Origin of the sequence: Brevibacterium sp. S22 (assembly GCF_004745485.1) — a bacterium.
Taxonomy (GTDB): domain Bacteria; phylum Actinomycetota; class Actinomycetes; order Actinomycetales; family Brevibacteriaceae; genus Brevibacterium.
In genome coordinates, this window is sequence record NZ_RHFG01000029.1 from 37,363 (window position 1) to 49,971 (window position 12,609).

General features: G+C 64.4%; 12 protein-coding genes. 5 read left to right on the forward strand and 7 right to left on the reverse strand.

What is annotated here, in order from left to right:
• Positions 1 to 165: 165 nt before the first annotated feature.
• A complete protein-coding gene (locus EB835_RS17370; protein ID WP_135810702.1) occupies positions 166 to 639 on the reverse strand; it encodes a hypothetical protein in 474 nt (157 codons plus the stop codon).
• A gap of 146 nt (positions 640 to 785) precedes the next feature.
• On the opposite strand from EB835_RS17370, the gene EB835_RS17375 reads away from it, so the two are divergent.
• Together EB835_RS17375 and EB835_RS17380 are read left to right on the forward strand one after the other, a co-directional pair.
• Positions 786 to 1,367 carry a TetR/AcrR family transcriptional regulator gene (locus EB835_RS17375; RefSeq protein ID WP_135810703.1) on the forward strand — a complete coding sequence of 194 codons (582 nt, stop codon included), beginning with the start codon at positions 786 to 788 and terminating at the stop codon, positions 1,365 to 1,367.
• A gap of 271 nt (positions 1,368 to 1,638) precedes the next feature.
• On the forward strand, positions 1,639 to 2,100 hold the full coding sequence (locus EB835_RS17380; RefSeq protein ID WP_240688824.1) for a DUF6176 family protein: 462 nt from the start codon (positions 1,639 to 1,641) through the stop codon (positions 2,098 to 2,100).
• 20 nt (positions 2,101 to 2,120) lie between these two features.
• On the opposite strand, the gene EB835_RS17385 is transcribed toward EB835_RS17380, so the two are convergent.
• The gene (locus EB835_RS17385) at positions 2,121 to 3,053 is read right to left on the reverse strand and encodes an ArgP/LysG family DNA-binding transcriptional regulator (protein ID WP_135810704.1); all 933 of its coding nucleotides are present in this window, start codon (positions 3,051 to 3,053) and stop codon (positions 2,121 to 2,123) included.
• Between the two features lie 70 nt (positions 3,054 to 3,123).
• Between EB835_RS17385 and EB835_RS17390 the strand changes: the two genes are divergently transcribed.
• Together EB835_RS17390 and EB835_RS17395 are read left to right on the forward strand one after the other, a co-directional pair.
• Entirely contained in the window at positions 3,124 to 3,723 is a 600-nt protein-coding gene (locus EB835_RS17390; RefSeq protein ID WP_205749975.1) for a LysE/ArgO family amino acid transporter, read from the forward strand.
• A 141-nt stretch (positions 3,724 to 3,864) separates the two neighbouring features.
• Positions 3,865 to 4,584, forward strand: a complete 720-nt coding sequence (locus tag EB835_RS17395) for an AAA family ATPase (RefSeq protein WP_135810705.1) — start codon at positions 3,865 to 3,867, stop codon at positions 4,582 to 4,584.
• Between the two features lie 253 nt (positions 4,585 to 4,837).
• Here the strand turns inward: EB835_RS17395 and EB835_RS17400 are convergent, their stop codons facing one another.
• Both EB835_RS17400 and EB835_RS17405 read right to left on the reverse strand, forming a co-directional pair.
• The gene (locus tag EB835_RS17400) at positions 4,838 to 7,015 is read right to left on the reverse strand and encodes a YhgE/Pip domain-containing protein (protein WP_135810706.1); all 2,178 of its coding nucleotides are present in this window, start codon (positions 7,013 to 7,015) and stop codon (positions 4,838 to 4,840) included.
• A 40-nt stretch (positions 7,016 to 7,055) separates the two neighbouring features.
• Positions 7,056 to 7,916, reverse strand: coding sequence for an ATP-binding cassette domain-containing protein (locus EB835_RS17405; RefSeq protein WP_135810707.1), 861 nt, complete (start codon positions 7,914 to 7,916; stop codon positions 7,056 to 7,058).
• Between the two features lie 358 nt (positions 7,917 to 8,274).
• Between EB835_RS17405 and EB835_RS17410 the strand changes: the two genes are divergently transcribed.
• On the forward strand, positions 8,275 to 9,354 hold the full coding sequence (locus EB835_RS17410) for a tellurite resistance/C4-dicarboxylate transporter family protein (RefSeq protein ID WP_135810708.1): 1,080 nt from the start codon (positions 8,275 to 8,277) through the stop codon (positions 9,352 to 9,354).
• A gap of 366 nt (positions 9,355 to 9,720) precedes the next feature.
• On the opposite strand, the gene EB835_RS17415 is transcribed toward EB835_RS17410, so the two are convergent.
• The 3 genes from EB835_RS17415 to EB835_RS17425 all read right to left on the reverse strand — a co-directional run bounded on the left by EB835_RS17415 (position 9,721) and on the right by EB835_RS17425 (position 12,504).
• The gene (locus tag EB835_RS17415; RefSeq protein ID WP_240688825.1) at positions 9,721 to 10,323 is read right to left on the reverse strand and encodes a DUF805 domain-containing protein; all 603 of its coding nucleotides are present in this window, start codon (positions 10,321 to 10,323) and stop codon (positions 9,721 to 9,723) included.
• Positions 10,324 to 10,583: 260 nt separating this feature from the next.
• Positions 10,584 to 11,897, reverse strand: coding sequence for an MFS transporter (locus EB835_RS17420; protein WP_135810709.1), 1,314 nt, complete (start codon positions 11,895 to 11,897; stop codon positions 10,584 to 10,586).
• Between the two features lie 88 nt (positions 11,898 to 11,985).
• Entirely contained in the window at positions 11,986 to 12,504 is a 519-nt protein-coding gene (locus EB835_RS17425; protein WP_135810710.1) for a MarR family winged helix-turn-helix transcriptional regulator, read from the reverse strand.
• Between the last annotated feature and the right edge of the window lie 105 nt (positions 12,505 to 12,609).

The following is a 12,609-nucleotide window of genomic DNA, read 5'->3' on the forward strand; positions in this document are numbered from 1 at the left end:
CGCTCTCTGCCGCACTGGGTGGGCGAAATGGTCACGCCGGTCTGCGTTACGCGTGACCATTATGACCACCCACGGCTGACGCGGACCCACCGATGCAGACGCCAGTGCGATCCGGTCCGTGCGATCCGGTCCGCCCGCGCCTTCGGCTCCGCCTCACCGTCGATATCAGCGCAGCGCGAGCTCGATGCCCAGGGTGGCGAGCACTCCGAAGAGAACGCCCCAGAGGATGATCGAGATGACCTGCCAGAGAGCCACGACGTTGCGGTTCGCCCCGAATCCGACCATCGCCGAGGATGTGATCTGCGAGGGCAGGAGAGTCTGGCCGAGCAGCGAGACTCCCGGTACGCCGAATTTGTCGAACATGCGCTTGAGCCGCTGCCGCTTCGGCTTCTCTTCGACCTCCTTGTTCTTCGTCGCCTTGTCCCGGATCGCTCCTGCCCCGTAGACGAAGATCAGCATCGAAACGACGTTCCCGATGACCGCGACGAGAATCGCAATAACCGGGTGGAGGCCGATGGCGACACCGATCACGGCGCCGAAGTAGGACTCGACGAACGGGATCGCGGAGGCGAGCATGACACCCACCCACTGCAGCCAGTCGGGGAACGATGCGGCGAAGTTCTGGATGCTCTCGATCATGGGGCTCAGCTTTCGTCTCGGGACCTCTGGTCGTACCGGCACTCTGTGCTCCAGGCGCCGCACAAACTCGTTGGTACGCTGTGCTAGTACGTTGTACTATACACTGAACGAAACCAGCGCTGTCAAGGATGAAGCAGGGAGGACGAATGTCGAAGCGAGATGACATCATCGCCGCCGCCATCAGGTTGGCCGAGGGTTCGGAACCCGGGCAGGCGAATCTCAGCGTGCGCGCAGTCGCCCAGGAAGCGGGCGTCGGAGCCTCGACTCTACGCCACTACTTCCCGACACAGTCCGACCTCCACGAGGCGGTCGCGCGCAAGTCGATCGATACCGTCATCAATGACTTCTCGATCGCCGATTCGACGATCGACCCTGTCGACCGTCTCTATGAATGCTGCGCCCAATTCCTGCCGACTCTTCAGCATCGGGACATCCAACTTGAGGTCTGGTTCTCCATGCATCTGCGCGCCCTCGGACCCGAAGCTCGCGCTGTCTCGCGACGACTGCTCGAGCATGGGCACAAGGTCACCTATGACAGCATGCACCGATGGCTGAACCGTCTCGCCGACGAAGAGCACATAGCTCCAGACGAGGTGGCTCCGATCGCAAAAGCACTCTTCACGACCGTCGACGGCATCGCTCTGCATTCGATCATCACCCCGGAGACCATGACCGTCGACGTCGCACATGCCCAGCTCAGGTGGATGGTCGAGAAACTCCTCGGCTGACCGTCGCCGAGCGGTACACTGACCGATCGAAAGTTGTGATGGTGACCCCGTCCCAGAAACAGCTAGACCCCCCCTGATCCACACGTGTGGGGGAGGTCTGCACTTATCATGATAGCTCACTCGAAGTGAGCAGTCTACGCGTTCGGCTGCCGGAACAGACGCGGTCTTCATGAGTCGACCAACTGATTCTGGTTCAGAGCTGCGGTAGCTGCGCAGATCTTTGCAGTGCGCTCGCGAGTACACCACCGAGCCGAAGCGTTAGATTGGAGCCATGTCCAATGACGCACAGGCATTCCAGATGCCATTCACACCCACCCCACGTGACTTCAGCGGGTTTCCGATGCCTCCTTCCGTCCCGAAGGGCATGCGTCTCGAACTGAGCCGTTCCCGAATTCGCCCTGGTCAAGAAGACACCTTCGACGAGTGGATGGGTATGCTCAACAGCAGGCCCGATGAACTGCAGGAAAGCCTTCCCGCGGAACGGCAGGTATTCGAAGCGACATTTCGTCACACCGAAGCAGACGGTTCCACATGGATCTATCACCTCTCACTGATGGGTGAAGACGGACGAGGCAACGATGAATCAATACCCATCGACGCCGCGCACGTCGCCTTCAGCAAGAAGGCGAAGGAACCAGGCTGGGAAGAGCTCGAGCCGCGATTCATGCTGACACCCACCCCATTACTCGAATCGATGAAACGTTATGCCGAGTTCGGGCAGGACAACGATTGACGCCAATTGCGCTTAACCGCTCACCGCATCGCCTCGGCCGCCGCCTTCAGCGCCTCGGTCAGCCGGGAGAGCTTCTCCGACGCCAGCGTCCAGTGATGCCAGTACAGCGGGACGTCGACGTTCGGTGAGGCGGTGATCGGGACGAGGTCGTCACCGAGGTCACCGAGCTGCATGATCGGGATCATGCCCCATCCGACCCCGGCGGCTACGGCGGCCGCGAACTCCGCCGAGCTCGGCACCACCGAGGTCGGCGGCACCCCCTCCATTCCCGCGGCTGCGAGGAAGTTCAGCTGCAGGTCGTCGTCACGGCCGAAGTTCACCATGGGCAGGGCGGCAAGATCCACCTCGGCGAGGGCGGCGCGGGCAGGACCCCCGACAGCGATCTCTCCCCCATGTCGCTCGAGCAGCGATCGCGCTGCCACCGCGACATAGCGCATCGACCCTAGCCGTTGAACCTGGGTGCCGTAGGCACTCGCCTCCGCCGAGGTGATCGTCCCGAGCACCTCCCCCGACGTCAACAGCGGCAGGGCCTTGCCCTGGTCGACGACATCGATGCGGATGACGACATCATCCCAGGCGGCCACCTCGGCGAAGACGGGGCGGAACCATGTGGCCAGGGAATCGGCGTTCGCCCCGATCCGCAGCACCGTCGGCTCCCGCCGCGCTCCTCGCGCACCGGCACCGTCGGGGACATCGGCGGCGATCCCGTGGAGCCGGTCGAGCGCTTCGGACTCGAGCAGCTCGACCTGGCGGGCGTAGCGGAGGACGGCTGTGCCCGCCTCGGTGACGGTGATCGGATTCGTCCGACGGATGAGCACCTGCCCGAGTTTCGACTCGAGCGCGCGGATGCGCTGACTCGCCGCCGAGGCGGTGATCCCGAGGACGAACGCACCGCCCTCGACGGTCCCCTCGTCGACGACGGCAGCGAGCGCTTTGATGTGATCGATGTTCATGAAGCAATTCTGCATCAAGTGAAGAGATTGTTGTTTTTCTTCATTCGTTTCGGAGCATAGTGTGGCCTCCGTGCTCACTCATCTCGTCACCGGAATCCTCACCGGCTGGTCGCTCATCATCGCCGTCGGCCCGCAGAACGCCCTCCTGCTGCGACAGGGAATTCGGCGCGAGCACCTCGGCGTCGTCGTCACCATCTGCATCGTCGCCGACGTCCTGCTCATCGGGGCAGGCACGGTGGGGATCGGAGCGATCGTGCTGCTCGCCCCGTGGGCACTCGAGGCGCTGCGGTGGCTTGGCGTGGCCTACCTGCTGTGGTTTGCGTGGACGAGCCTGAGATCTGCGAAGGAGGCGAGCGGGCTCAAGGCCGACACCGAACAACGCGGCCTGCGCTCGATCATCCTCACGACGCTCGCGCTGACGTTCCTCAACCCCGGCGTCTACCTCGACACCGTCGTCATGCTCGGCAACCTCGCCAACCAGCAGGGCGAAGGCAACGCCTGGCCGTTCACGGTCGGGGCGATGCTCGGCTCGGTGAGCTGGTTCCTCGTCATCGGCTACGGCGCCCGCGGGCTTTCGCGGTACTTGGCCCGCCCCCGTGTGTGGCAGGTCCTCGACGTTGCGATCGCCGTCGTCCTCGTCATCCTCGCCGTGCGGCTCGCGCTCGGATAGGGAGCGGCGGGGTTCCGCTCGCACCCGATTTACTGGTCGATCCGCGGCGTTGTGAGCGCTTGGATCGCGGTGGATCGCCCAGACAATCCGCCGAGGTTGCCCTCCGTGACGATGTCAGCGCCGACGAATACGGTCGTTGACATGGACCCCCGAGTCACACTTCCACTGCGATCCGTCGCCGCTCATGCCCACGCCCCGCCACAGCTCAGTCCGTGGCTGCGCGAGATTCCCGCGGTTCGGGATCTGCTCGACGGCTTCGAGTTCGAGACGACGACGGTCTTCGTCGGTGAGAACGGATCGGGCAAGTCCACGATCGTCGAAGCGATCGCCACCGCCCTCGAGCTTCCGCACGGCGGCGGTACAGCGTGGGAAGTTCGCGACCACGCCGAGGCGGAACCCGAACTCGTCGACCATCTCCAAGTCGTCAAGGGTGCGACGACCAATCGTGAGGGGTTCTTCCTCCGCGCCGAGACGATGCACGAGAACATGTCCTACCTCGTCGACATCGGCTCCTTCCGCGGCCTCGGGTACACCCAGCGTTCACACGGCGAGATGTTCGTCGACATGCTCACGGGCAGGTTCATGGACATGGGACTGTGGATCCTCGACGAACCGGAAAGCGCACTGTCCTTCACGGCGTCACTCACGCTCCTCCAGCTCATCCGGCAGCGCGAACGGGCCGGACTGCAGACGCTCATGGCCACACACTCCCCCATCCTCGCCAGCGCCGAGGGGGCGAAGCTCGTCGAGCTCGGCGACTGGGGCCTCCGGGACTCGACGTGGGCAGAACTCGAGATGGTCGACCACTGGCGCCGGTTCCTCGACGACCCGAAGAGGTACACCCGCCATTTCGACGACTGAACCCGCCGGCTCCGCCCGTGACCCCAGCAACAGCTTGGCTCATCACTGTGCTGGCACCTCTCACTGTGTTGGCACCTCACCGCGCTGGCGCCGGCGCGGTGCTTGATATCGCGACTGCGGACTGCGCGAGCACCTCCCACACGATTTCGCTGGAATCTCTGGTCGATCCACGGCGATCTGAAGCGCTTGGACGCCGGGGATCGACCAGACAATGCGCCGAGGCGACCCGCCGCAGGCCGCGCAGCCCCGGGCCCTACAGGCTCAGGCTCGGGTGGAGCTGGGTGAGCGTGACCATCCGCTTGCGCGAACACACCACGACGGTCGCGGCCAGACAGATCAGCGTCATCAGCAGCAGGACGACCGCCGACTGCGCTGCGATGAACATGTCGCCGCCGGCGATGAGCGTGCGCAGCCCGTTGACCGCATGCGTCATCGGCAAGAACGGCGAGATGGCCTGGAAGATGCCCGGCGCCGTCTGGACCGGATAGGTTCCTCCCGCCGAGGCGATCTGGACCATCAGCAGCACGAGTGCGATGAGCCTGCCGACTCCGCCGAGTGCGGCCACACACAGTTGGTGCACGGCGTGGAAGCTCGCGGCCACGAGGATCGAGAACAGCAGAGTCCCCACCCACGCTCCGGCAGAGAAGTCGAGAGCGAAGGTGAGCACGAGGTAGAGCACGGCGACCTGCGCGATGCCGAAGAGCAGCCCGGGAACGTAGCCGGCCCAGGCGATCCTCGACGACGATGCCGACGAGGCCAGCGCCCGGTACGGGATCGCGTTGAGCACCATGTAGGTGATCATGCCGCCGATCCACAGTGCCAAGGACACGAAGAACGCGGCCAAGCCCTCACCATAGGCGTCGACGGCATTGTCTTTGACCTTGTCCGCATCGACCGGCACGGCGACGACGTCGGAGCGGTTCTCACGATCGTTCTTGTCATACGTCGGGATCTGTTTGAGACCCTCCTCGAGTCCGTCAGCCAGCTCTCCCGAGCCGTCCTCGAGTTTTCCTGCACCCTTGTCGAGCTTCTCAGAACCGTCGACGAGCTGCGAGGACCCGTCCTTGAGGTCGCCGACTCCGGTCTTCGCCTTCGCCGTCCCGTCCTTGAGCTGGATGATCCCGTCGTTGAGATCACCGGCGCCCGTCGCCAGCTTCCCTGCGCCGGCGTCGAGCTTGACCAGTCCCGAGTGCAGATCGTCCGCACCGGTCGCGACTTGCTGTGCGCCGTCGTCGAGCTTGCCGATCTTCTTATCGGCATCGTGGATCTTGTCCATGACGCCATCGACGGCGTCCTTGACCCGATCCTCGAGGTCCTTCGCTTCGTCCTTGGCGTCCTGCGCCCGTGAGTGGGCGTCGTCGAGATCCCCGCCGAGGGTGTCCACGTCGTCGGCGAGCTTCGCGACGTCAGGGTCGTCCGGGTACTTCTCCTTCAGCCGCTCGACCCGGTCGTCGACGTCACCGTGGACCGATGTGCGCGCGGTCTCGAAGTCGTCCTCGGCCCGCTCGAGTTTGGGACGAGTCCCGTCGACGAGGTCATCGGCCTTCTTCTTCAGATCGTCAGCTCTGTCTGTGGCGTCGTCAGCGACATCGCGGAGCTGCCCGGTCCCGTCGGCAACCTGCCCGGCCCCATCGGCGAGCTTCTTCGAGCCGTTCTTCGCCTCGGTGGTGGACTCGGAAAGAGTGTCGGCACCGTTCTTGAGATCCCCGCTGCCCTTGACGAGCTTGGCGGCACCGTCGTCGAGGTCGATGATCCCGGTCTGCAGAGTGCCGACTCCCTTGTCGAGCTCCGTCGTGCCGTCGACGAGCGACCCCGTCCCATCGTGCAGATCGGTGGCTCCGTCGTTGAGGTCCGAGGCTCCCTTGGCGGCCTTCTCGGTCTGGGAGTGGATGTCGTTGAATCCGACGTAGACTTCGGAGACGTACTCGGCGGTGGTCGTCTTGTTCAGTCCGGATTTGATCTCGGTGAGCACGGTGTTGGCGACCTGGCCGACGATGAAGTTGTGGGCGTCGTCGGTGCGCAGCTGCAGCCCTGCCTGTTCAGGGTCGTCACCGCCGGTCGAGACGAGATTCTTCGAGAAGCCCTCGGGGATCTCGAGGATCGCAAAGTACTTGCCTTCGGCCAGGCCTTTGTCGGCTTCCTCCTGGCTGGTCTCGGTCCAGTCGAAGCCGCCCTCGCCCTTCGGCGTGATCTCGTCGACGAGCTCATCGCCGGCATGCAGGGTTTCTCCGTCGGAGTTCGGCCTCTCCGCTCCGGTGTCCTCGTTGACGACTGCCGCCTGCAGTTTGTCGAGGTTGTCCGTCGGGTTCCAGTTGGAGGCCAGGTAGAGGCCTCCGTAGATGGCGGGGATGACGGCGATGACGATCATCGCCAGGCGCGTGATCGTGTGCCGTTTGAACCGTGAGAGTTCTAGCCAGGGAAGGGAGAACATGCGGGAATCTCCTCGGGATCGAGATCGTGGTGTAGGAAGTTCAGTGGCGCGAGCCGTGTCGGCTCGGGCGGGGAGCAGTCAGTTCGAGTTCGATGACCGCCGCGGGTTCTGCTTCGGCTCCGAGCGACCGGGAGGCGATGTCGAATTCGCCTGCGTCCTCGCAGGAGACGATGACGGTCAGCGGGTTATCGGGATCCCGCGAGTGCCGCAGCTGCTGATAGATGAGGAGGCCCGCCCAGGCGCGAGCCCGGTCGGAGGCTTCGCGCAGGTAGTCGATGTTGTCGATGACGACGACGGGCGGTCGGCTCAGGCTCGCGAGCCCGAATTCGAGGAAGAACTTCTGCAGCTCGCTCAACTCGGAGACGAACACCTCACCGTCGTCATCGATGAGGAAGTCCGCCTCTTGAGCGTCCTGCGTCGAGAACGTCCCCTCGGGGAGTGCGTCGATGAATTCGGTGGCCGAAGCGAAGGTCTGCCGGATGAGGCCGATGACTTCTCGCAGCGACGGCTTCGACACCCACGGCTTATACCAAGGCTGCAGCATGATCTGACGTTCGGCCACGTGCTGAGCCACGGTGAAGTCGTTCTCGAGGTCGGTCAGTCCTGCGACGTGCCCGACGGCCACCTGTCCTCGGACTGCGCGGGCCTGTTTGCGGATATCCAGTTCGCCGAGGCGGCCCCGCCCTTCCGAGACCTGCATCCGTCCCGCGAGGGACAGCAGCAGCGAGGTCTTGCCGCTGCCGGCGGGTCCGCGGACGATCGCGATGGCGCCGGTCGGAACCTCGAGGTCGATGTCGTCGAAGACGCTGCCCTGCTTGCCGGACAGAGACCATCCCTCCAGCGAGATCGCCGTCGCATCGGTGTCGGCATCCTCGGCGAGAGTGTCCGTCGTACTCTCCATTGCCCTGGCTCCCAATCGTCTGTGCCCCAAGTCGACCTTGTCTGATTCGGGCGTTTCTGCGCCGCCCACGTGTCTGCAGACTACGGCACCGTGCACGCCGAGTGACGCGGAGCGGGTCGGCTTCTCTCATGTTACTCTGCGGTAACACTAGTGAATTCTCTCATGGAACGATATCGACGGGCCACATATGTCGGCAATCGCACACCGCCGGTCCGATCGGATTCGGGCTCGAGACAGATCAGTGCTTCTACAGACTCCGGCCGGCCGGACCCGAACGGGGCGGAAGCAGGATTCGGGCGAGGGTCGTAATATCGAGTGCGACGAACATCGGGCAGCGACGCTGGAGGATGAGGAGCGGATGAGCACGGCCGAAGACCATCCCCTGCGGATTCGCAGGAGCTGGGGGCTGAGTCCCTCGACGCTGGCACCCGGATGCTTCGCATCGGTCATGGCCACCGGGATCGTCTCAATCGGAGCGCAGCTGAAGGGATTGGCCGTTCTGTCGGCGGTTCTGTTCTGGCTGGCGGTCGCGCTCTACCTGTTCTTCGGCTCCCTGACCGTTCTGCGCCTCATTCGTCATCGTCGGGCCCTGCGCGATGACCTCCACGACCCGAGCCGGGCGTTCGGCTTCTTCACGGCGGTGGCCGGGACGAACGTTCTCGCCACGGCTCTCATCGGCCTTGGTTTCGTGCCGTTGGCCCTGGTCCTCTTCGGCCTCGGAGGACTGCTGTGGCTCGTGCTCGGCTACGGGATCCCCTTCACCGCCGTTCTCAGCTCGCGCACCCGTCCGGTGGCGAGAGGCGTGAACGGAACCTGGTTCGTCTGGGTCGTCGGCGCGCAGTCGGTGGCTGTCGTCTCCTCCAGCCTGGCGATCGCGGTACCGAGGACTTCGCTCGCCTCTCCCGGTCTCGTCGAGGCCTTGGCTCTGACTGCGGTGGTCATGTGGGCGGTGGGCATCGGCCTCTACGTCGCGTGTGCACTGTTCGTCGGCATGCGGGTGCTGCTGCATCGATTCGGCCCCGAGAACCTCGACGCTCCGTACTGGGTGACGATGGGCGCCTTGGCGATCACGATCGTCGCGGGGTCCCGGATCCTCGAGATGGGGTCGACGCCGATGTTGGATGCCACCAGGCAGCTGATCGGCGGCTCCTCGGCGCTCCTGTGGGCCTTCGCCACCTGGCTCATCCCCGTCTTCGTGCTCGCCGGCGGGTGGCGCCACTTCGCCCATCGGGTGCCGATGAACTATTCGGCGGGCCTGTGGAGCATGGTCTTCCCGCTGGGCATGTACGCGGTGGCGAGCATGTATCTGGGCCGGTCCGATCGGGTTCCGGCAATCGAGTGGATCGGCCAGCACTGGTTCTGGGTCGGCTTCGTCGTCTGGGCGATCGTCTTCGCCGCAATGCTCTGGTCGTTCGTCAGGACGGTGCGCCGGAGGTGAGCCACGGGCCGGTCGTGCTTGCCGCACCTGCCGGTCGTTCGTCAGGACCCTCTGCCGGAGCTGAGCACCGGCCGGTCGTGATTACGCACGGGCACAGGCCGGCTGTGATCGCGCACCTGTCGATCGTGCTTGCGCACGGGTCAGCCGCCTCGGCGATGAGTGGAAGAGGTCGCGGTGGACATTGCGGACACGAACACGCCGACTGACCTTAGAAGCACCGCAAGCGACGCAGCACCTCGCGGGCAGCACAACGCCCCGTCGGCGGCTTTTCATACCGGTGCACCGGTATGAAAAGCCGCCGACGGGGCGTGATGGCCACCCAGCTGTAGGAGCCGTCAGCGGCGGGGCGTGATGCCTGAGCGCGAATCAGACGTCGAAGCGCTGCCCTTCCGGCTTCGACGGCATCAGCATCAACACAAGCACGATGATCCAACCGACGAACGGAATGAAATAGAGGAACCAGAACGGCCCGGCGAGGTTGGCATCGTGGAGGCGGCGCCACGAAATGGCCAACTGCGGGAGGAGGATTGCCAAACCGATAAGTGTAGAGAGAGTGCCGCCGATCATCGACAGAATCGAGCCGCCGCCGACAGCCGCGCCGCTCATCTGCCCGGTGACTGGATCAATGGCGGTGGCGGCAGCCGAAAGCGTCTGGCCCGCGCCGATTCCAGAGAGGATGCCTGGGATGAGCAGCAGAAGGAAGGCAAACAGCCACGCGTACCAGTACTCGCTGCGGGAGGCACGCCCCTTGAAATTGACGTAGTTCTTGAAGAAGCGCTTGATCGCCTGGCCGAAAGTCGCACCGTAGAGCGGGAGGGTGAGGTCTTCGGGGCTGGCCGCACCGCGAGGTGCTCCACCATAGCCCGGTCCACCGTATCCGGGGGCACCTGCGCCCGGCATGCCTTGGCCGGGAACTCCGGACCCTGAGTTGTATGCTGCGTTCGCGTCGTAGGACATGATGGCCTTCATCGTTAGAGGATAATTCCAGCGGCGCTCCTCCGCTGATCGTCAGTGCGTCTGCAGCCGACTTTCAGGAAGCGCGATAACCATTCTGCCCCACTGCACCCGTCGATCATGTGACGGCCCGGTATCAGATCTGCAACACCCCGCAACACTTGCCGATCAATGTCGTGCTGGCCACGGAAGTCGGCATCGTCGTGCTGATGCCCAGCACGAATGCGGCGCCCGAGGACTTTCTCCTCGGGCGCCGCTGCAAAGATGGTGACGATTCAGGCATCGCCTCCGGTCAGCGCGTAGGCTTCATCGACCGGCGTTTCGTCGATGTGACCGTCGACTCGACGCAGGGCCTTCCACCCCACCGAGATGACGACGACCGACAGCAGCACGGCCCCGGCACCGAAGAGATAGGGTGAGCCCGCGCTGATCGATTCCGACACAGCCCCGGCAACGATCGGCGCCACAGCGCCGCCGATGAACCGCACACCCGAATAGGTGCCCGAGGCGACCGGACGAGGCAGGTCGCTGACCTCCATCGCCGATTCCGTGAAGACGGTGTTGAGCACACCCAGAAGCATGCCCGCGACGATGATGCAGACGATGATGCCGACGAATGACTCGACGAGGAAGGACATCACGCCCAGCAGCACGGCGAGCGCAACCAGGGTGACGATGAGGCTGCGCCGACGCCCCATCCGTTTGGTCAGCAGGGGAGCACCGAACACCGAGGTGATCGCCACGCAGATGCCCCAGCCGAAGAAGACGTAGCCGAGGCCCATGGCTCCGAAGTCCTCCATGCCCAACTTCGCGGCAGCAGCCTCGACGGGGAACGGACTGTAGGCCAGCAGGATGAAGAAGCCGAAGTTGTACAGCAGAGCAGAGACGCCGAGCACAGCCACACCCGGACGGGCGAGCGCCCGAAACGTCGCACTGAGCTTGATCGGCTCTGCCGATGACCCGTTCGAGCTCGTACCGCCCGGCAGCAGCACGATGATCGCAATGAAGCCGATGGCCATGAGGACTGCGGTGCCGAAGAACGGTCCGCGCCAGGAGATGCCGCCGAGGAGCCCGCCGAGCAGCGGGCCGGTGGCGATGCCGACGCCGAGGGCCGCCTCGTAGAGGATGATCGCCTTCTCCGCACCACCGGAGGCTGCGCCGACGATCGTCGACAGAGCGGTGGAGATGAACAGCGCATTGCCCAGACCCCAACCGGCACGGAAGCCGATGATCTGGTCGACGGAACCGGAGAATCCGGCAAGGGCCGCGAACGCGACGATGAGGACGAGACCGATGAGCAGCGTGGTCTTCGCACCGATGCGCGATGACAGGAAGCTCGTGAAGAACATCATTCCGCCGGTGATGAACAGATAGCTGGTGAACAGCAGCATCGACTGGGCGGGAGTGGCGTCGAGCTCAGCAGAGATCGCCGGCAGGATCGGGTCGACCAAGCCGATGCCCATGAAGGCGATGACGGCAGCGAAGGCGACGGCCCAGACGGCACGTGGCTGATGGAGAATGGACGCCCCCGCCCCGGTGTCGCCGAGCGTTTCGTCCCCTGTGGTTTCGTTGTCTGCTGACGCTCGCATCTGCTGGTCGCGTCCCCTTTCCTGTACTGTGTTCCGTTCCGGAATCTGTTCCGAAATCGTGGGTTGAAGACTGTGGCGGGTTCGGCTGCTAGTTCGCGGCTGGATCCGACCCCGTCGCTGGATCCGGCCCCGTTGTCTCGGCAGGCTCGTCGAAGGGCTCGTCGACGCTGTCGACCGGGTGGCGGTCCTTGAGGAAGTCCGAGACCAGTCCGAGCGCGCGGTCGACACTCTGCCGCTCCTCGACGCTCAGCGACTCGAAGTACGGCTGCATCTGATCAATCATGATCGACCGGTTCTCCGCCAACCGCTCCCTGCCTGCGTCGGTCAGCGAGAACTGAGAGGCGCGGCCATCCGTGGGGCTGGGCTCGCGGACGACGAGTCCGGCCTCTTCGAGTTTGGCGAGGAGCTTCGTCGCCGCAGGCTGCGAACTCAGATATCCCTGCGCGAAGTGTCCGACGCGCACGGGTTGATATTGTTCGACGACGGCGAGCGCGCGCAGCGCTGCCAGTGAGTTCTCATTGCCGATCACTCGCCGAAACGCCCGAGTCAGGCGCGACGAGACGACAACGAGCCGCGACACGAGCTCAGCCGAATCCACATCATCCATAACTTATCTATATACCCAGGCTATTCCTCTGTCTCTTATATCCATCTCCGAGCCCACGAGACTCCACTCCTTCTCGTATGCCTTCTTCTGCTTGCACATATACAA